16 protein-coding genes are annotated in these 20825 nt (G+C 53.0%); 8 read left to right on the top strand and 8 right to left on the bottom strand.

The genetic code is table 11. From position 1 onward, the window contains the following. Nucleotides 1-13 precede the first annotated feature (13 nt). The 3 genes from LQ229_RS08885 to LQ229_RS08895 are packed head-to-tail and all read left to right on the top strand — an operon-like array spanning nucleotide 14 to nucleotide 2554. Complete coding sequence (locus tag LQ229_RS08885; RefSeq protein ID WP_230191501.1) at nucleotides 14-829, top strand: carbohydrate ABC transporter permease; 816 nt, start codon at nucleotides 14-16, stop codon at nucleotides 827-829. 42 nt (nucleotides 830-871) lie between these two features. After that, nucleotides 872-1558, top strand: coding sequence for an N-acetylmannosamine-6-phosphate 2-epimerase (locus LQ229_RS08890; RefSeq protein ID WP_216541226.1), 687 nt, complete (start codon nucleotides 872-874; stop codon nucleotides 1556-1558). A gap of 12 nt (nucleotides 1559-1570) precedes the next feature. Then, nucleotides 1571-2554, top strand: a complete 984-nt coding sequence (locus LQ229_RS08895; RefSeq protein ID WP_216541225.1) for an ROK family protein — start codon at nucleotides 1571-1573, stop codon at nucleotides 2552-2554. 1054 nt (nucleotides 2555-3608) lie between these two features. On the opposite strand, the gene LQ229_RS08900 is transcribed toward LQ229_RS08895, so the two are convergent. Both LQ229_RS08900 and LQ229_RS08905 read right to left on the bottom strand, forming a co-directional pair. After that, nucleotides 3609-5120, bottom strand: a complete 1512-nt coding sequence (locus LQ229_RS08900; RefSeq protein ID WP_230191502.1) for a response regulator — start codon at nucleotides 5118-5120, stop codon at nucleotides 3609-3611. Next, nucleotides 5117-6859 (bottom strand): sensor histidine kinase, encoded by a 1743-nt coding sequence (locus LQ229_RS08905; RefSeq protein WP_230191503.1) that lies wholly within the window; start codon nucleotides 6857-6859, stop codon nucleotides 5117-5119. Before LQ229_RS08905 ends, LQ229_RS08900 begins: the two co-directional genes overlap by 4 nt. A gap of 203 nt (nucleotides 6860-7062) precedes the next feature. Between LQ229_RS08905 and LQ229_RS08910 the strand changes: the two genes are divergently transcribed. The 4 genes from LQ229_RS08910 to LQ229_RS08925 all read left to right on the top strand — a co-directional run bounded on the left by LQ229_RS08910 (nucleotide 7063) and on the right by LQ229_RS08925 (nucleotide 14762). Beyond that, nucleotides 7063-8385: an extracellular solute-binding protein gene (locus LQ229_RS08910; protein ID WP_230191504.1), complete on the top strand. Its 1323-nt coding sequence runs from the start codon at nucleotides 7063-7065 to the stop codon at nucleotides 8383-8385. Nucleotides 8386-8566: 181 nt separating this feature from the next. After that, nucleotides 8567-9406: a sugar ABC transporter permease gene (locus tag LQ229_RS08915; protein ID WP_230191563.1), complete on the top strand. Its 840-nt coding sequence runs from the start codon at nucleotides 8567-8569 to the stop codon at nucleotides 9404-9406. Then, entirely contained in the window at nucleotides 9403-10212 is an 810-nt protein-coding gene (locus LQ229_RS08920) for a carbohydrate ABC transporter permease (RefSeq protein ID WP_230191505.1), read from the top strand. Before LQ229_RS08915 ends, LQ229_RS08920 begins: the two co-directional genes overlap by 4 nt. A gap of 35 nt (nucleotides 10213-10247) precedes the next feature. After that, on the top strand, nucleotides 10248-14762 hold the full coding sequence (locus LQ229_RS08925) for an S-layer homology domain-containing protein (RefSeq protein WP_230191506.1): 4515 nt from the start codon (nucleotides 10248-10250) through the stop codon (nucleotides 14760-14762). 714 nt (nucleotides 14763-15476) lie between these two features. Here LQ229_RS08925 and LQ229_RS08930 read toward each other — a convergent pair. From LQ229_RS08930 to LQ229_RS08955, 6 genes are all read right to left on the bottom strand, one after another. Further along, entirely contained in the window at nucleotides 15477-16649 is a 1173-nt protein-coding gene (locus tag LQ229_RS08930) for an MFS transporter (protein WP_230191507.1), read from the bottom strand. Nucleotides 16650-16761: 112 nt separating this feature from the next. Next, entirely contained in the window at nucleotides 16762-17013 is a 252-nt protein-coding gene (locus tag LQ229_RS08935) for a hypothetical protein (protein ID WP_230191508.1), read from the bottom strand. 89 nt (nucleotides 17014-17102) lie between these two features. Beyond that, nucleotides 17103-17843, bottom strand: coding sequence for a hypothetical protein (locus LQ229_RS08940; RefSeq protein WP_230191509.1), 741 nt, complete (start codon nucleotides 17841-17843; stop codon nucleotides 17103-17105). Beyond that, entirely contained in the window at nucleotides 17840-18556 is a 717-nt protein-coding gene (locus LQ229_RS08945) for an ABC transporter permease (protein WP_230191510.1), read from the bottom strand. Before LQ229_RS08945 ends, LQ229_RS08940 begins: the two co-directional genes overlap by 4 nt. Beyond that, the gene (locus LQ229_RS08950) at nucleotides 18553-19407 is read right to left on the bottom strand and encodes an ABC transporter ATP-binding protein (protein WP_230191511.1); all 855 of its coding nucleotides are present in this window, start codon (nucleotides 19405-19407) and stop codon (nucleotides 18553-18555) included. Before LQ229_RS08950 ends, LQ229_RS08945 begins: the two co-directional genes overlap by 4 nt. Continuing rightward, nucleotides 19400-20017 (bottom strand): TetR/AcrR family transcriptional regulator, encoded by a 618-nt coding sequence (locus tag LQ229_RS08955; protein ID WP_230191512.1) that lies wholly within the window; start codon nucleotides 20015-20017, stop codon nucleotides 19400-19402. The genes LQ229_RS08950 and LQ229_RS08955 overlap by 8 nt, the downstream gene beginning before the upstream one ends. Nucleotides 20018-20172: 155 nt before the next feature. Here LQ229_RS08955 and LQ229_RS08960 point away from each other — a divergent pair, with 155 nt between their 5' ends. Then, nucleotides 20173-20802 (top strand): bifunctional 4-hydroxy-2-oxoglutarate aldolase/2-dehydro-3-deoxy-phosphogluconate aldolase, encoded by a 630-nt coding sequence (locus LQ229_RS08960; protein ID WP_230191513.1) that lies wholly within the window; start codon nucleotides 20173-20175, stop codon nucleotides 20800-20802. Nucleotides 20803-20825: the final 23 nt, after the last annotated feature.

Here is a 20825-nt window from a genome sequence, read left to right on the forward strand (position 1 = left end):
AGGGGGGATTCGAATGCGCGCTGCAAAAGGGTCGTTGTTTTACATCGGCACGATCGTGATTCTGCTGTTTTTCATGATGCCGTTCGTATGGCTGGTCTTGACGTCATTGAAAAATTATAAGGATGCCTTTGCCTTGCCTCCCGTTTTCATTTTTACGCCGACGTTTGACAATTTCGACAACGTCTTCAATCGATCGGATTTTTTCAAGGCGTTCGGAAGCAGCTTCTTTATATCGACCGTGTCCACCGTGCTATGCCTTATATTGGGAACGGTTACCGCTTATGCGCTGGCTTTCTTTCATTTTCGGCGCAAATCGAAATGGATTACGTTCATACTGAGCGCGAGAATCGCGCCGCCGATCTTAATGCTGCTGCCTGTCTATTTTATCGCGGTTAAGGTCGGTTTAACGGATTCGTACTTGCTGCTTATTTTCGTCTATATGCTTATGAATTTGCCGTTTGTCGTATTAATGCTGCTTACCTTTTTCGAGGATATTCCGAATGAACTGCGCGAGGCGGCCTTTGTCGACGGCTGTACGGAGTTTCGCGCGTTTTATCGGGTCATCGTCCCGGTTGCCCGGGGCGGAATCGCCGCCACGTTTATATTGTCCATGCTGCTGGTGTGGAATGAATTTTTGGTCGCGCTTGTGTTGACCGGCCGGGAAACGCAAACATTGCCCGTCTTGATCACTTCGTTCATGACGTTCCAAGGCACCGAATGGGGGCCGTTAACGGCGGCGGGAACGCTGGTCATGCTGCCGATGCTCGTATTCGGCATTGCGGTGCAGAAGCATTTGGTCAAAGGAATGACGATGGGCGCGGTTAAATAATGCGGGATGAATGGCTATTAATGCGATAGGAGTGGATGGATAATGAGAACATCGGTAATGAAGTTAGGAGAACCGGGGTTGATCGTTTCTTGCCAGGCGTTGGAGAACGAACCGCTGTTCGGCGCGGAGGTCATGCCTAGAATGGCGCTGGCGGCCCGCCAATCGGGCGCGATCGGCATACGCACCAACGGCGTTGACGATATTCGCGGCATTAAGCGATACGTCGATTTGCCCGTCATCGGGTTGATCAAACGGGACATTCCGGGATCGGAAATTTATATTACGCCGACGATGGAAGAAGTGAAGGCGATCGTGGAAGCGGGAGCCGATATCATGGCCCTGGATGTGACGGATCGGGAAAACCGGCTGGAACGCGTAAGCGAAATGATCGCGTATGCCCGGCAAGCGGGCGTAGCCGTCATGGCGGATATTTCGACCTACGAGGAAGGGGTGGCCGCCGAACGTCTCGGAGCGGATTATATCAGTACGACGCTGTCCGGTTATACGCCATACAGCCGTCAACAGGAAGGGCCGGACTTGGACTTGGTCGCTCGGCTCAGCCGGGCGGTTCGTGTTCCGGTCGTTGCAGAGGGGCGCATTTGGAACCCGGACGATGCCGTGAAGGCAATGGACGCCGGCGCGGCGTACGTCGTCGTAGGCAGCGCCATCACCCGCCCTCAATTGATTACGAAACGTTTCGCGGATGCATTGCGGAAACGCGGGAGCTAAGGAGCGGTTCCGATGAATAAGCATGCTTTGCGCCGTGCGGACGAGGAAACGTTCTACGCGGTTGGCGTCGACTTGGGCGGGACGAAGATTAGCGCGGCGGTCATCGATCGCGGCGGACAAATATTGCAGCAGCATGTCATGCCGACGTTGGCCGGGCAAGCGGACGTTATGCCGCGGGTTGCGGAAGCGGTTGAAACGGTTTGGAGCCGGTTTGCGGCGGAATCGGGCGGCGCACGGATCCGGGGAATCGGTATCGGAACCGCAGGCCAAGTGGAGTGGGAAACGGGGACGATCCGCTACGCCAGCGATCTCATTCCCGGCTATACGGGAACGCGGGTCAAGTCGCTGCTAGAGGAGAGATTCGGCGTTCCCGTGTACGTCGATAATGACGTGAACGCGCTCGCGCTGACCGAGAAGTACTTGGGAGCCGGCCGCAACGCGAAGACGTTCGTCTGCCTGGCACTCGGCACCGGCGTAGGCGGCGCGGTGATGACGGGCGGACGGATCATGCATGGCGCCTGGGGAAGCGCGGGAGAAATCGGGCATTTATCGGTCGACTATAAAGGCCGTCCATGCATCTGCGGGAATGTCGGTTGCCTGGAACAGTATGCGTCCGGCACAAGCATCGCCAACTTGATGAACGAGCGGTTGCAAGCCGCCGGTCTTGCAGGGACGCGCGCGCCGCTCAGCGCCAAAGAAACGGCGGACTTATGGCTTGCGGGCGATCCGCTCGCGGGCGACGCGATGAATGAAGCCATTGCCGCGCTCGGATCCGCCGTGGCGAGCCTTATTCATCTGTTCAACCCGGAGGCCGTCGTCATCGGCGGCGGAGTCGCAGCCTGCGGCGAACCGCTCTTCCGCAGATTGCGCGAGGAAGTCCGCAGGCGCGCGATGCCTTCGATGTTCGCAGGCGTCACGATCGAGCCGGCATGCGGAGGCGGCATGAGCGGCGCCATCGGAGCGGCGTTGCAAGTGTGGGAGTACGCGCATGAGTAAACGACAGCGCTTAGCTTCATCGTAGTAACTGCGTGCATCCATTTATTTGATGGTTCAAACCGCGTTAAATTCCACCTAATCGGGGGCGCAGCTTCGTTTTTATGCCCGTGCCCCGCTCATCGACGGATTCGATGCATGCGCCGCACATTGTGTACGATTTTTCGTATACATTTACAGGATCGGGGCTCAAATCGCGTTATGTGTATGAAATATCGAATAAAATCGACGGATTCGATGCATGCGTCCAATGGAGCTGCATCGAGAATTGCTATCCGGACCGTACGACCGTTATTTTGCGTCAAAACCGCTTATTCGCTGTTTCGGCGGACATTGATTCCGTTATCCGTTCGTCGCAGGGCTTATTTTTACGCTTTTGCCGCGAATAAAAGATCGTCTGTCCGCTAACGGTCCGAAATCGGGTCGTTTGTCACAATTAGCGTCTCCTGTGTCCGAACTTGGGGAGCAGGGCGGTAGAAGTTAATGCAACGACAGTGCCGTGCGCCGCACATTGTGTATGATTTTTCGTATACAATTACAGGATGAGGGCTCAAATCACGTTATGTGTATGAAATATCGAATAAAATCGACGGATTCGATGCATGCGCCGCACATTGTGTACGATTTTTCGTATACAATTACAGAATCAGGGCTCAAATCGCGTTATGTGTATGAAATATCGAATAAAATCGCAGAAGTAACGGGCTATTTGCAGCTGCATGGGCAAAACAGACAGAAATCGACTCATATAGATCGATTATTGAAGTTACATGACGCGGACACAGGGTGGTGAGCGTGGATACAGCGTGGGCATGACGCGGGTACAGGGTGATGGGCGTGGATACAACGTTGGCATGATGCGGACACAATGCGGACACGGCGGACACAATGCGGGCATCACGCAGACACAATGCGGACACGGCGAACACAACGTGGATACGGCGCGGGTCAACGCGAACAGAACACGCGCGAACAGAACACGCGCGAACACGCGCTGATCGGCGCGACACGGCGCATACACGCTGTCATGTTGGAACGCTGCAGACGTAAGGAACCGTCAGGACGATCCCTCCTGACGGTTTTTCTTGTCGCGGCATTCCGACGGATAGCAGCCGAATTGTTCCGTGAACAATTTGGTGAAATGGCGCGTGCTGTAATATCCGACGGCTTCGGCCACTTGCCTCACTTTGAGATCGGGCTCTTTCAGCAGCAGTTCCTTCGCCTTCAGCATTCTCGTTTCGGTCAAATATTTAATAAACGTGCTGCCGTGCTTCTTATGAAACAGGGTGCTCAAATAATTGGGCGTGACATGGAGCAGTTCCGCAATTTGCTTGATTCCGATATCATGCATATAGTTTTGATCCACGTACGCAATCACGCATTGAACGATATCCTTCTGCTCGTTGTCGGACTGCGACGCGGCGGATGAGAGCATGGAATCGCCGTGATGCTGCAACGTCTTGAACCAATCGGCAAGTTCCCCGGACGGATTAGCGACGCCGAGCGAATAGGCGAGGAACTCTTGGATGCGGCAAAGCGCTTTGCGGTCCGGCGTACCGATCCCGTTCATTTCCTTCTCCAGCAAATCGACTTCCCGGGCATACGCCGGGTAGTTCCGATGCCTGTAGGATCGGCATACATTTTCGAGACGGGCGCCGATTCGCAGCCACTCTTCATGGCTTGCCAGCGCGGTCAGCCCGCTTAAACGATATGTCGCATTGAGGGAAAGCATGGAACGCAAGGAAGCGACCGTTTGCAACCGGCCGATTTGTTCCGCCATCGATTCCAGTCCCGCACATTCCTCCAGTTCGATCGCGGTGACGGCAAATTGCGTCCCGGGAACTTGCTCCAACCATTGGCGGACGGCCTGTTCCAACTGCCGTTCCCGTTCTTCCGCCCTCCGGCGGCCGGAAGGATGCCAAGCCCATATTATCGCGGGATGGCCTTCGTTTAAAGCAATGGCAAAGGAATGAAATTCGCCCGATAAGAAGCGGTCCCGGATCATCGATTGCAACTCGTTGATCAGCCGGTGCTGAAAATCGGCGAGTTCCCGCTCCGGAAGGCAGCTGTCGATATAGAATGCCAGCCCTTTGCAATGCACGGAGGCCAGGAGATGATTCGCTTCGTGCAAAGGCGTTCGGCCTTGCATCCATGAAGCGAGCGCGTGCTCGAACCGGCCGTTTCGTTCGATCATATGTTGGCGCAGCGCTTCGTTCGCCTGTACGACGCTGTCCTTCAATTCTTCCAAACTGACAGGTTTTAATAAATAATTGCAAGCGCCGAGGCGCAGCGCTTCTTTCGCGTATTGAAACTCGGAATATCCGCTTAAAATGATCCATTTGGTGAACGGCGAGACCGTTTTTCCCTGGGCGATTACATCCAATCCGCTAAGTTTAGGCATGCGAATATCGACAAATGCGACGTCGGGACGCTGCTCCTCGATGAGGCGAACCGCCTCTTCGCCGTTCCTGGCTTCCCCGACGACTTGAAGCGGCATATTCAACTCGTTCAGCATACTTCTTAACCCGGCCCTGACCAAACTTTCGTCATCCGCTAATACGATGTTCATTGTTGTTCGTCCTCCTCTGGTATCGCAATCGTTACGCGCGTGCCGGACCCCGGAATGCTGTGTACGGTTAAAGACGCATTGGGATAAGCGAGCTGCAGCCGCGCCTGCACGTTGGAGATGCCGATGTGACGCGAAGGTTCGGCATCCTGCGTATGCGTATCGAATCCGACGCCGTCGTCGCAAATTTCGATGCAAATATGCGGCCGGCCGTTCGTTTCGGTTATAAACGCCGATACTTTAACCTCATTTTCTTTATCGTCAGGTTCAACCCCGTGAATAATCGCATTTTCCAATATCGGCTGAAACAGCAACTTCGGAATTTTGAAATCGGCCGCCGCTTCTTCGTATTCAATAACGATTTTCAACTTGTCTTCAAAGCGGATTTGCTGCAGCAAAGCGTATTTCGTCAAGAATGCAAACTCGTTCTCGATGCTGGTCCATTGGTTCTCGTCCAGCATGTACCGCAGCATGCCGCTCAGCGAAATGATGGCGGTCTCCAATTTTTTCGTCTCGCCGATACGGTTCAGGCCGATCAATCCGGCAAGCGTATTGTACAGGAAATGCGGCTGGATTTGCGATTGCAGCGCCCGGTATTCCGCGTTCCGCTGCGCCAGCGCCGCCTTGTACTCGCGGTTGATCAAATCGTCGAGCTGCGAGATCATTTTGTTCAACGACTGGCCCAAATACGACAATTCGTCCGATCCGGCGATCCCGTACCTCGCTTGCAAATTTCCTTTCTTGACTTTGTTCATCACCTCGATCATATGTTTGACCGGCTTGACGATCCATTGCGAGAAATAGAGAAATACGAAAAACGTAACGACAAGTCCGCCGACGGATAACAGCACGGCGGTCGTATAGATCCAGCGCACTTTATTTTTCAGTTCCTCGTTGGACAAAAAGACCGTCATGACCCAATTGGCCGGCTTGATCGTTTGCGACACCGTCACATAGCCGGTATCCTTCGCTTTCGCGTCTCCGCCGGACCGAAGCTGCTTGATCATATCCTCGGACAACGGCTTGTTGGCGTAGATCACGTTGCGATCTTCGTCCATGATCACAACAACCGAACTGACGTTAAACCGGATGTCCTTCGTAATTTTCTCCAGGACGTTCGTATCCGCATCGGCCAGAATGACGGCCAGCGGTTGGCCGGAATCCGGGTTTTTGATGAGCCGGGAAACGGAAAATACTTGCAGCTCTTTTTGATTCGTCAAGTAATCTTGCGGATGGGAGCTGATGAAAGCGACTTTCCCGTCTTTTTGGATCGCTTTTTTATACCATAATTCGTCTTGAAACGGAAAATCCGCCACAAGCTCGATATTGTTGTTTTTGGCCGTCAAATAAGCTTTGCCGTTCGTCGTAATCGTAATCGTGCTCAATATGTCTTTGCGGGTATTGATCAAATAATTGGGCAGCGTGCTCTTTAATGCCCGATCCGTTTGTAATTTTGTGTATGCGCTTGCATTTTCATATAAATTATCGGCCGTAATTTTAAGCGCCTGGATGACATTGTCGTTCAAGTACGGTGAAGCGGTCAGCCGCTCCAAATCGTCCAAATAGGTTTCGATATTGCCGGCCACTGCGCGCAGCGTGCCTTCCGTTAATTGCTCCGTATCGGTCGTGAGCACATGTTGAGCGTAGAAGGGAAGGGCGAACGCCAGGATGACGAACGGGGTGACAATGGTCAGCGCATAAACGATAGTCAGCTTCGAACGCAACGATTTGAACATGTTCATGACCGCACCGGCCTCCTCGCCCCAACTCTTTGTATATAAGAATAGGTACAACCGGCAGACGAAGTCAATACGAAATTAAATAGTGTAGAAAAGAGCTGAGCGATTGTAGTTTTATGACATATGAAAGCGCAACCAGCCATGGTAACCTAATACCTGTGGGGCGAACCGGTCTCACAAAAATCGAACTGGCTTGGGGGATAGATATGAGAAAAACAAACTGGTTTAAAATGATCAGCGTTGTGATGGCGGCGGCGTTTCTACTGGCGGCTTGCGGCAACGCGGGTACGGGAGGCAATCCGGACGGGGAAGGCGCGGCCGGCGAAACGCCGAATGCGGCGGGCGGAAACGGCGGCAATTCGAAAGTGACGCTTACGGTCATGACCAATGTCGTCGGCGAACCGGCCAAAGTATTGCAGGACATTGCGAACAAATTTATGGACGAGAATCCGGATATTAAAGTAGATTTCAGCGCTCCGGGCGCCGAGTATGAGAACATTATGAAGATGAAAATGGCATCCAACGAGTTGCCGGATGTGTTCTCGACGCACGGTTGGGCGAAAGTCCGCTATGGGCAATATTTGGCCGATTTGAAAGACGAAGAGTGGGCGTCCAAGCTGGATGCGTCGATCAAGCCTTCCGTCACCGACGAAGAGGGCAAAGTATATGTGCTGCCGATGGATCAGGATAAGGGCGGCCCTGTGTATAACGCCAGCGTGCTGGAGGAGTACGGCGTCGAAGTTCCGGCGACATGGGACGAACTGCTGCAAGCGGCCGAAACGATTAAAACGAAAAGCGGCGGGAAGGTGGCTCCGATCCATATCGGCGGCGCGGATTCCTGGCCGATCGGACAGTTTTTCGATTTCTACGCGACATCGGTGTTCGTCAGTCCGGAACAAAACGATGCCGAGCAGCTGCTTGACGGAACGTTCGACTGGAACAAGTTTGACGTATTGCCGCAAATGTTCCTCGATTTGCAAGAGAAAGGCTATCTGAACAAGGATGTCCTAACGGCGAAATATAGCGATTCCGCCAAAGCCTTCGCCGAAGGGAAAGCGGCGTTCGGCGTATATGGCCCGTTCCTGATCGAAGAGGCGAAAGCGATCAACCCTGAACTGAAAGCGGGATTGATGCCGATTCAATCGGTCGTGGCAGGCGATACGCCTACACTGGTAGGCGGAGAGAAAACGACATGGGGCGTATGGAAAGATTCGCCGAATAGCGAAGCGGCGCGCAAATTCGTCGCTTACTTTGCCAAACCGGAGAATGTCGCTCTAGTCGCCGCTTCGAACGCGCTGCCGCCGGGATTGGAAGGCGTCGCCATCGATGCGGGCAGTTTGACGGCGGATTACGAGAAATATAAAGATTTGCGCGTCTTCCCGTATTTCGACCGAGTGTATTTGCCGAACGGCATGTGGGACGTGATGTGCAAAAACGGCCAAGACATGCTGGCCGGCGCCATCACGCCGCGAGAATATTCGGAAAATATGAAGAAGGAATACGAGAGATTAAGAGCGGCTAGCCAATAAAGAGAATGAGATACGGCCCGTTGTTTGTTATTGAAACCGCGGGCCGTTGATATAAGAGATAGGAACTCGAGATAGGAGGAGAGGAGAAACCATGCCTAGAAGCTCATCATGGCCGGCCGATGCGGAGAAGCGATCCGGTTCCGTTGCCAAATGGTTCCGTTCCGCCGGAGTGCTCAATTTTATGTATTTGCCGGCGTTATTGTTATTCGCCGTGTTCATCTTCTATCCGCTGATTCAAGGGGTGAAAATTTCCTTCACCAATTGGGACGGGTACTCCCAGCATTATGTATGGGTCGGGTTGGAAAAATACAAGCTTATGTTCTCGGATAAAAAAATCGTACAAACGATCCAAAACACGTTTATTTACGGCTTGGGCAGCACCATCTTTCAAAATTTGCTCGGCTTGGCCTATGCCTTGTTTCTGGACCAGAAAATTCGGGGAAAAGGCCTGGTGCGCACGGTCGTTTATCTGCCGGTCATTATAAGCCCGCTCATTATGGGTTATATCAGTTATTTTTTCTTTCAATACGACGGCGGCGCGTTAAACGACGCCATGATGCTGTTTGGCAAAGAAACGGTCGATTGGCTCTCGAACGGTCCGCGCGCCGTATGGATTATCACTTTTGTCAACACGTACCAGTACATGGGGATTGCGATGATTATTTTTTTGGCCGGATTGCAGTCCATTTCGAAAGAATATTACGAGGCAGCGAGCATCGACGGGGCCGGATGGTGGTTCCGCTTTAAAAGCATCACGCTTCCGCTGCTCATGCCGGCCATTACGATCAATGTCGTGCTCAATGTCATCGGCGGATTGAAGCTGTTCGATGTGATCGTCGCCATGACGAACGGCGGACCGGGATATGCGTCGCAATCGTTGTCCACGATGATGTACAATCTGTATTTCGCCCGCCAGGACGCCGGGTACGCCGCGGCGCTGGGGAATCTCATGTTCGCGATCATATGCGTCATCAGCATTACCGCGCTCGTGCTGCTGCGCCGGAAGGAAGTGAAAATGTGAAGAAATCGCTCAAGTACATCATTGCCTTGCTTATTACGGTCATTCACATTGTTCCTTTTTATATTTTATTCAACATGTCCTTCAAATCGATCGAAGATTCGAGCAGCAAATGGCTGCTTCCCCAATCCATTTACATTGGAAATTTCACGAATGCGTGGAAGGATGCGCAGTTGGGGCAAGCCGTGTTGAATAACGCCATCATTACATTCTCTGCCGTCATTCTTGTCGTTCTAATCGGAGCGTGCGCCTCCTATCCGCTCGCGCGGCATCAAACGAAGTGGAATCAATTGGTGTACACGATCAGCATCTCGTGCTTAATCGTGCCGGCGCTGACGATTCTGGTTCCCCTCTATAAATTTATCGTTGATATCGGCGGAATCAACACCTATTGGGCCATCATCTTGACCCAGGTCGCTTTCTCGCTGCCGATGACGATTTTTTTATTTACCGGGTTCATGAATTCCGTGCCCAAGGAGCTGGACGAAGCGGGGCTTATCGACGGATGCAGCCGTTACGGCATCTTTTTGCGCATCATATTGCCCTTGTTGAAGCCGATTACGGCAACGGTCATTATTTTGATCGGGGTACAAGTATGGAACGACTATCAATTTTCCGTATTTTTCTTGCAGAAGAAAACGATGATGACAATTCCCGTCGCTCTGTCGGGATTCATTTCGCAATTTCACAGCAATATCAATTGGGTCGCCGCCGGATGTTTCATCGGCATGATGCCTTTGACCGCAATCTATCTTTTACTGCAAAAATATTTTGTAAAAGGGATGGTAGACGGGGCGATTAAAGGGTAATGCGAGTCAATGAACATAATAATGAGGTGAATACGTTGCCAAAAAATTACAAATGGTTAGCCGCCTTGATGGTAATCGTACTTCTGTTGACGGATTTCGCAATGTCTGCCGGGAGGGTTCACGCCGAGCAAACGGCGGCAAGCGTTGCCGCCGGAATTACGTCGATCCCCGCGCCGGAGAAAAACGCGACGAGATTGACGCTGCCGGCCGTTCCCGACGGCTTCGAGATTCGGGTGAAGAGCTCGAGCAACGAAGCGGTTATTCCGTCGATGGATGCGCAAATATTCCCGCTGGAGACGGACACGGAAGTGATCCTTGTGCTGGAAGTGACGAAGGTAGCGGATCAATCCAAGGCGGATACCGTTCCGATCAAGGTTATTGTGCCCGGCGTTTCCTCGGGAACGGTCGTAGACAAGACGGCCTTGATTGGGGCAATCTCGGTTGCGCAATCGGTATACGATGCGGCCGTCGAGGGGACGGAACCGGGCCAATATCCTTTCGGCTCGAAGGAAGTTTTGTTCGTTTCCATTCAAACCGCACAAGCTGTTGCGGATAACGACAACGCAGACCAGCCTGAGGTCGATGCGGCTGTTGCAGCATTGAATCAAGCGGTCCACGAGTTTACGGAATCAATGATTAAAGGAGACGGGGACTTCCTGGATTCCGTTGTATTGACGGCGGACCGGACGACGCTAAATTTGGACGGCTTGGCCCGGTTGAGCCTGAGCGGAACGATGAAAGACGGAAGCCCGGCGGATCTTAGCCAAGCGACGGTCAACTATACCGTCAGCAATACGAACGTGATCGCCTCCGTGACGCCGACCGGTGCCACAAGCGCGGAACTGAGAGCGGGGACGAAGCTTAATTCCGCCGGCAAGGCCACGGTCACGGTCAATGTTACGCTGAACGGGGTGACGAAGACGGATACGGCGACGTTCGAGGTGAATTTTGCCGCAGACCGGCCTTCCTACCACGACTACCATCAGACGTTGACGATGAAAATGTTTATGGCCGCAAACGACGGCAAAGTTAGTCTGACCTTCGAACAAGCGCTGGAATCGATTCGAAAAATCGACCAGCTGACGCGCGGCATTCCGAAAATTATTTATTTGGTCGGCTGGCAGTTCGACGGGCATGATACGGGGTATCCGGCGCTAAACGTTGTTAACCCGAAGCTGAAACGGGCGCAAGACGCCAAAGCGGAGGACAGCCTGAAATGGCTGATGGACGAAGCGTTCAAATACAATACGACGGTCAGCCTGCACATCAATATGTTGGATGCCAGCGATCAAAGTCCTTTGTGGCAAACGTATCTGGATGCGGATGTGATCGCTAGAGAGAAGGACGGTTCGCTCAGGAAATACGTTTGGGGATATCCGATCAGCTATACGAAAGAATGGGAAGCGGGCCTGACGCAGCAAAGAATCGACGCTCTGCTGGAGCTGCTGCCGATCGGACGGGCGGGTACGATTCATATCGACGCCTTCCATCAAAATATACCGAAGCTGGAAGCGGGTTATATCAGCCCGTATCACGGCATCACTTCCCAGGAGGAAGCGGAAACGCAGAAAAAAATCATTCGCTATTTTTACGATAAAGGTGTCGATGTTACTGCGGAATTCGATAAAAGCTACAGGGTCGATCCGTTCATCGGCTTGCAGCGAATGGCTTGGCATATTCGTTGGAGCGCATCGGAGCAGTTTCGGATCCCGGCATCGTTATATGTAGGAGGAGACGGGGGAGACGATCGTTTAGGCACAGGCATGCTCGGCGAAGGGACGATCAAAAGCGATCCGGTCAATCTGAAAGGATTTCTGGAGGAATTCTCGTTAAAAACGGTGCCATGGTATTACTTGAACCGGCTGGATCGGATTTCCGACAGCAACGGCATCGTCACATTCTCCAATAACGTTACCAGCGAAAAACAAGGCGGGAAATTGATTGTGAAGCAGGGCGGCCGCGTGATGCGGGACGGCGACGACATCTTCTTCCCGGCGCTGTGGAATGAGACGGCAAACAAGGAAATCATCGCGTACAGCAAAGGCGGATACGAGAACCGGCAGTGGACGCTTCCGGGCGATTGGTCCGACGTTCCGGCTGTGGATATTTATACGATCGGTTTGGACGGCCTGCAATTGCTGGAAAAAGGAAAGCGCCTATCCGGCGGCATGCTTGCCTTAACCTTATTGCCCGGCCAAGGCGTTTCGATTTTTCCATCCGACGGAGTGGAATCGCAGAAACCGGGTCCGTTCCGGCTGATCTCCCCGGAGAACGGCGCTGCCGGCCTGAATGCGGCGAATGTCGCTTTCGGTTGGGAAGCGGCGGATTTGGCGGATAGCTACCGGTTGACCGTAGCCGAAGATTCCGGTTTCCGCACGGTTATATTCGATGAGACGGTTAAGGCAACCTCCTACGAACTGAAGGGTGTGCTGGCGAACGATAAGCAATATTATTGGAAAATAACGGCGCAGAATGAGGACTCCGGAGAATGGACCGACAATACAGATGGGCCTTCATCGTTCCATACGGCGATTACGAAGGCGCCGGCCGCTCCGGGCGGATTGAAAGCAATGCGGATTTCCGCCGAGATGGTGAAGCTGGCGTGGCAACCTTCCTATGCGGCAACGTCTTACTCCGTATACCGGAAGACAGCCGCGCCGGACGGCAGCGGAGAGTTTGTCCTTGCCGCCTCGGGCATCGACGGCTTAGAATATACGGACATGAACGCGCCGAAGGACGAAGGCCGCTACATTTACACGGTAACGGCGACCAATGCGATCGGGGAGAGTTTACAAGCCGAGCCGATTGAGGCGCAGGCGGTCGTTTACTTAAGCGATATGGATTGGACCGAGATCAAAAACGGCAAAGTGGCGACGAAAAAAGATACGAACGCTTCGGGACGCGAGCTGATTATGAACGGAACAACGTACGGCAAAGGAATCGGATCGCATCCCGACGCGACGATTACCTACCGTTTCGGCGGAAAGTACAGCCGCTTCTCCGCGATGATCGGCATTGACGATCAAGCTTTGGAAAACTCGAAGCTTCCGACGAACATCAAGTTTGCGGTTTATGCGGATGGCGAGAAGCTGTATGAAAGCCCTAATATCACAGCGAAGCCTTATGTTGAACCGATGCCGATCGATCTGGATATCGCCGGCGTGGATGAGTTCCAGTTAGTCTTAACCGGTCATGCCGCCGGTTCCAATCCGCAGACGACGGGATACGGCGACTGGGCCGACGCCAAGTTGGAGCTGGCTGAGACGACGGCGGCGATAGTGGCCGGAGAGATCAGATCGATCGCTTCCCCGGCGAAAGATGCGGTTACGTTGACGTTGCCGGAAGTGCCCGCAGGATTCACGGTAGCGGTTCATAGTACGGACCGGCCGGACGTCATCGCCGCCGACGGGCAAATCTTCCCGCAGGATGAGGAGACGACGGTAACGTTGGTGTTGGAAGTAACGAAAACGGCCGACGGTTCGAGCGCTTTGACGAAGAGCATCCAGGTTGTCGTGCCGGCCAAAAGCGCTGCCGAAGACGGCGAAAAGCCGACATGGCCAAGCGGAAGCCGTGTTACCGCTTCGAACGTGACGAAGAACAGTCTTACCTTAACATGGACCGCCGCTGCGGATAATGTAGGCGTAACGGCTTACAAAGCGATGTTCGGCGGTCGCGAGATCATGTTGTCGGGCGAAGTCCATTCCGTCGATATGACCGGTTTGAGCGCCGGAACTCGCTATACCTTTACGGTCGAAGCCGGAGATGCGGCTGGCAACTGGAGCAACGACGGCCCGAGCGTGACCGTATGGACGAAATCGAACGAAGGCGGTTCCGGAGGCAGCGGCTCCGGAGGCAGTACGGAAGGCGGTACGTCGGGAAGCGGCGGATCGGGAGGCGACGCTTCGAAGGATAAAGCCGAAGAGAATAAGCCGGACAACCGTGAAAGCGGAGGCGAAGGGACTGCAGATAACGGCGGAACGACCGGTTCGAACGAAGGCGAAGGTTCGTCCAACGTTGTTCTGACGGATGTATCCGCTCATTGGGCGGCGGCATCGATCGCCGAAGCGGTCAAGCGCGGCATCGTCACCGGCTACGACGACGGCACGTTCCGTCCGGACGGTCAAGTGACGCGCGCCGAATTCGCGGCGATGCTGAGCCGGGCCTTGAATCTGGAAGGCGTGGGAGAGGGCTTGACGTTCGCCGATTCCGACCGGATTCCGGCATGGGCTAAGCCTTTCGTGGCACAAGCAGTCCGCGCGGGCATCATTAAAGGCTATGATGATCATAAGTTCCGTCCGGAGCGAAATATGTCCCGCGCGGAAGTAGCCGTTATGATCGTTCGCGCGCTGGAGCTTCCGACCGATCCGAACGCGGCGCTTACTTTCGCCGATGCGGACCAGATTCCGGCATGGGCTCGCCCGCAAGTTGCGGCGGCGTATGAAGCCGGACTCATGCAAGGCAGAGGAGGCAACCGGTTCGCGCCGCAAGCGAATGCGACACGGGCCGAAGCGGTCGCTCTTATTCTAGCGATGTTGAACTATAAAGCGTAACTATTGTTAAGGGCTGCCCCGGTTCGTTCGGGGCAGCCCTCTTGCTTGGTGATGCGGCACGCAGGCTGCGTTTTCGATTCTCGGTACCGCAGCAACTGTAGAAATCCAGTAATTTTTCTTAAAACAACCATTTCTGCATCGATTATAAGTCTTCGGCCTTTTGTCGAAATCCCTTTCGTTCAGAAGTCGGCAGTTGCGAATTCCTGTAACGAGTCAATTTCATAAAACCGCTGGCGGCTGCCGACCCGTCGGGCGGGCTAAGGAAACGTGTATACACGCTAATAGCCTGTAAATCAACTGGATGCTCGGTGTAACGAAACTAAAACACGCTAATGAGGGGGAAAAGGCGGTAAAACCGCCGATTTCCAATGAATAACGATGCGTACTTTCGTTAAAATAGAAACGTCTTCATTTTGAGCCCAATAAGGATTGTCAGTTTCGTTTGCGCGCTTGCTGACCATGCGGCCAATAAAGTGTGTGAACAATGTAAAGGGAATTGGGAGTGGTTTACTAATCCACTAGAAAAAAACATTGTTGGCCAAAAATTTTGAAGGTAGACGATTTCTAATTATACGAATGGGAATTACACAGAGGAACAGGGAGAAACTTTTGATAGAAGAGCGGCTTAATAGAATGAAAAGGAGAAAACATATTCTATAGGTATGATATGATTTCTCCTTTCTTTTTACCTGCCGGCCGACGGCCGCAACAGGCCTATCTTTGCGCCGCATGCTTTTGGCGGTACGCAAACCCAAGCAGCGTAAACAGGAGAAACAACCCCCCAAGCGCCCAGAACATGCTTTGCGCGGACACGTATTGAATGCCGAGCCCGCCGAGGTTCGGTCCAATAATACTGGCGATGCTGAACAAATAAGTCGCGATGACGTTGGCGGTCGGCAGCAATTCCTTAGGCAGAATATCGGCCACATATGCCAGTCCGAGCGAATAGAAGGAGCCGAGCATTCCGCCCGCCACGGCGAACAACAAAGCGATCCCCCAGACGCTCGCGCCTGCGGCGGGGATGGCCAGGAAGGCGATTCCGCCGATAAAGCCGGCGGCCATTAATACGTTTTTGCGTTCGTAGCGGTCGCTTAGAATGCCGAGCGGCAGCTGCAGCAGCAACCCGCCGATTCCGAAGAAGGGAAGCATAAACGAAATCCAATGCGCATCAATGCCGATTTTGAGCGCATATAGCGGAAAGCTGGTGTTCATGGAAGCTTCCGTATAACCGTACAGAAACGCCGGCATGAGCGCGAACCAGGCCCAGCGAAACGCCTTGGCGTAGCGCCGCTCCGCGGTCGCGCCCGTTGCCGGTTTCTCCGCCCGGCGATTCGGCAGAAAGGTTACGACGAGCCATAAGACGATCAGGAAACAAAAGGCGATGGCCGCGAACGGCAACCATTCCCCGTACGGTTTCAAAGTCATGCCCAGCGGGCCGAGACTGAAACCAAGCCCGTACGACATGCCGTACAAAGAAATGTTGCGGCCGCGTTGATCCGCGGGACTCGACGTAATGACCCAAAGCTGCGTCGCGTAATGAAGCGCGCTGTCGCCCATGCCGACGGCAAACCGGAGCAGGAACCAAACCCAAAGATTAGGAAACAGCGGAAACAGCACAAGCGCAATCAATACGACGATTAAGCCCGAACTGAGCAATTTTTTATAGCCGAGGCGGCCCAGTAAAGGCTCCACGAACAGCATCATGGCAAATGTGCCGATATAGAGCATGCCCGCGTTAAGCCCGTTCAAATGGGACGGGATCCCCATTTCCTCCAAAATTACCGTTAATAGCGGCAGGAGCAAGCCTTGGCTTAATCCCGCCGCGACGATGGTAGCGATCAATATGGCGAATTGGAGCCGAGACGATCCTGAAGATGATGTATTCATGCTGCACCCCTTGAAAATAACTATAATTTTTCCGAAAATTTCAAAAAGAACATATAAAAAGACGCCGAATTGCCGGCGCCTTCCAACTCTTCCTTATATGCGGGTTCATTCGTCATCCTAACGGCACGAAATTGAGTACCACCATAAACACCACATAGGTTGCGATTGCCGAAAAAATGTATGTGAGTCCGGAACGTTTGCGCGATTGGAACAGGCGCAGCACGCCAATGCTTACTAATGGGCCGATGACGATAAGGAAAAATAGAATCGTAAGAAACATAGGAAGACCGATATCGCTCGTATCAACATAGGTCACGCGAAACACCTCGCTATAAATAGGTACTGGTGAAGCCATATCCTCCATTATATACAAATATTTAATATTTTACCGCATATTTTTGAATGAAAATAAGGCTAAATCTAGAATTTTTTGCGAACATGATCATGCATCTATTAATCCGTTTTTAATAGAAAGCGTTGATATAAGAAACGCAGCGCGATGACATGCACGGCAATGCCGGTGACTCCGCAAAGGGCCAATACCGGTATTGTCAAAGCCTCCGGCGTCATGCCGCTGGCCAAAAACGTTCTCGGAACCCAATAAGCCGGGACGATTCCGGCGAGCAATTGCCATGGCAAAGGAACAAAGTAGGCGATCGCAGGCAAAAAAACGATCAATCCCGCTCCTTTCGACCAGGCCAGGCCTTCCACTTTGTTCGATGCGCAGGCGGCCAACAATAAGGCGATTAACGGAGCTTCCATCGCCAGCATGGGAAGCGTCGCAAGCAAACTCGCGGTCTGCGCCGGTGCAAGGGAAGCTGCGAGCAGAAACATGCCGCAATAGAGGACGGATAATACGATCGGGAAAGAGAGACGGTACAGCAAGTAGCCCGACTTGGAAAGCGGCGTGACGGAATAATAGGCGATCAGGTTCTCGTCCCGTTCGTCCAGCATCATAAATCCGGCGAGCACTCCTAGAATAAGCGGAATAAGCAGCATCGCAAAGCTGAGGATCAGATTGTAATAAGGAGCCAGATCGAATCCGGCTTCGCGCTGCAGCAGCGCTGCCACGAACGGAATGCCGAACCGGACCGCCAATATAATAAGCATCGGAGCCAGCAAATAAAAAGCGAGCATCGGATCGCGCGCAATTTGTTTGACGTCTCCGCGAATAAGATGAAGGAACCGATTCATTTGCCGCCTCTCCTTTCGTTTCCGATTTTTAAAATGATGAACTTGCGGAATGAATGCCAAGTCCATAGAAATGCAATCGCGTTCCAGCCTGCCAGAAGCAGGAGGCCGTACGCCAATTCGCGCCAATCAAGCGGCGAGAACGCCGTACCGAGCAGCAGCAACGACGCTTTCGCGGGCAAAACGGCAAATAGCGGACTTGTCCATACATCCACGGTTTCGAAGAGCGGCAGGACGAAAACAAACGTGTACAGCGTAGACATGAAGAAGAAACCGTTCAACGTCTGGCATCTTACCGCCAGTCCCATACCGATCAAGGTAAAGAAAAAGGAAGTAAGCGCAACGCCTGTCACATACAGCAGCAGATTCGTATGAAAGCCGAAGGCGCCGACATGAACCGCATAACTTGTAACGACGGACAAGAGGGTAAGGGACAGCGTTTTCGACACGATATATTCCGCCGGACGATACGGCGTAACGAATAAATTGTCGTAGACGTTCTGCCCTTTCTCCAGCAGCACGAGACCGCCGATAAAGAAAAAGCCGAGCACGCTCGGATCGGAAAAGGTTATGAGAATGCTTGCCGTTTCCTTGTACTCCCGAGGCATGAGTCTCAGCAAAACGATATAGGCGGCGCTGATGAACAAATAAGCGTAATAGAAGCCGTGCCTGAACTGCAGTTTCATATCGTAAACGAAAGCCGACGCCAATCTCATCCCAAACTCCTCCCGGTCACTTGAATAAAAATATCTTCCAACGAAGCTTCTTGCGTATGGATCGTCTCGACCCGTTTCGTCCGCAGCATATCGAGAAAATGCGGATCCGTTCCGATTCCGTCCAGATGGAAATCGGCGCTCCGCAAGCCTTCGCCTTCCCGGTATTCGACGCGCAGCCGTTTGCTGCCGCGCTGCACTTTCAACGTCCGCGGCGAATCGATCAGACTGATTCCGCCGTCGACGATAAATGCGACGCGATCGCAAATTTCATCGGCCGCGCTCATATTATGCGTCGTGATCAGAATTGTTTTGCCCTCGGACTTTTTGGCCATGATCAAATCCTTCATCTTCCTTGCGTTGACCGGGTCGAGTCCGGATGTCGGTTCGTCGAGAAACAAAATATCCGGTTTGTTCAGCAGCGCCCGGCAAAAATTCAGCCTCATCTTCATGCCTTTGGAGAAATCGGATACTTTCGTCTTGGCAAATCGCTCCAGATCGACCATGGCGAGCAGCCGCTCGGGTTGTTCCGTCTCGCCCTTGTACAGGGAACGGAATAAATTCAAATTTTCCAATGCCGTAAAACGGTTGTAAAAATTGGGGAATTCAAAAGCGACTCCGATGTTCTCGTAATAATCGTTCGTGACCTCGCGCAATTCGCGGCCCATCACCCGAACTTGCCCCTCATACCGTTTCAGGATGCCGATCAAAATTTTTTGCGTTGTGCTTTTGCCGGCGCCCGACGGGCCGAGAAAACCGAAAATTTCCCCTTTGCCGATCGAGAAATCGAGCCCTTTCAGCGCAGGTTCCGTTTGCCCCGGATACGTATAATAAAGCCGTTCGACCTCAATCATGGCGCTTAGCCTCCTCCTTAACCAAGCCGCTGGCGACCAGTTCAATGAGCAATTCGATCGTTTCCTCGTAACGTTCTTCGCCGATTTGCCTTTTTTGCATGGCCAGAAGCACGATGGACCGGATCAGACTGACGATCGTTTCCGGATTGCGGGCCGCCATCCACCCTTGTTGCTGTCCGCGCACGATCAGCGGCACGAAGAAAGCCGAGTCGTCCGTAAACAACTCTTGCAGTTTATCTTCCGGCAGCTTGCGAAACACAGATTCCATCGCATCCTCGTCGTACATTTGGCGGATGAACGGATTTTCCTCCATCACGGCAAACGACCGCCGCAAAAATTGTTTGAACATTTCTCTCGTGATATGGTCCTGCGCGAAGAAATGCTCGATCAGCTGCGATCGAATGACGCGTTCCTCCTGCTGCAAAATTTCACAATACAGTTCCTCTTTGGAACTGTAAAACAAATAGAACGATCCTTGCGCGATTCCGACCGCTTTCGTTACGTCTTCGATGCTCGTCTTTTTTAATCCTAACACGGCGAAAAGCCGCCTTCCCTCGTCCAGCAGTTTATTGCGGATCGTTTCCTTTTCTTTTTCCGTAAATTTCGGCATAGGATCGACACCTCGTTTATTTTGAATTTATGAATAATTTATTTTTATATTCATAATATACGCCGGCATTGTCGATTTGTCCAGAGCCACATGAAGTTATGGTATAATGACGTTGACGTTCAACGAATTGAAAATCGACGAAAAGAGGAATACATATGGATATGACAACATTATTGTTGCGGCATCGCATCGTCGCCATATTCCGCGGCATTGCCGCAGAACAGGCGGATATGGCGGGGCAAGCTCTCGTAGACGGCGGCATTGCCCTAATGGAAGTGACAATGAATACGGAAGGAGCGCTGCCGATCGTTTCGCGCTGGCGCGAGCGCTTTGACGGGCGCGCCTATATCGGCGCAGGCACGGTGCTGGATGAGGACATGGCCCGGGAGGCGGTCGCCGCCGGCGCGCAATTTCTCATTTCTCCGAATTTGGACGAGGCGGTGATCGCATACGGCTTGGAACGGGGGGTCGACGTATGGCCGGGCGTAATGACGCCGACGGAAATCGTTCGCGCCTGGAAAGCGGGGGCGAAGGCGGTCAAGCTGTTCCCGATGGGGGCGCTCGGCCAATCCTACTTGCGCGAAGTTCGAGCTCCTCTGAATCATATCCCGATGATGGCGACCGGGGGAGTCGATTTGCATAATATTGCCGATTTTTTCGCGGCGGGGGCGGCCGCAGTCGGTCTCGGCAGCAAATTGGTCAACGCCGAATGGCTGGCGCGCGGCGATTACGAGCGATTGACGGACAACGCGCGGCAGTTTGTCGAGGCGGCGGGACGCGCCTAGAGGTTATTCAAAAAGTTTTTGAA

The sequence above is a fragment of the Paenibacillus sp. CECT 9249 genome, from assembly GCF_918697855.1.
Classification (GTDB): Bacteria; Bacillota; Bacilli; order Paenibacillales; family Paenibacillaceae; genus MSJ-34.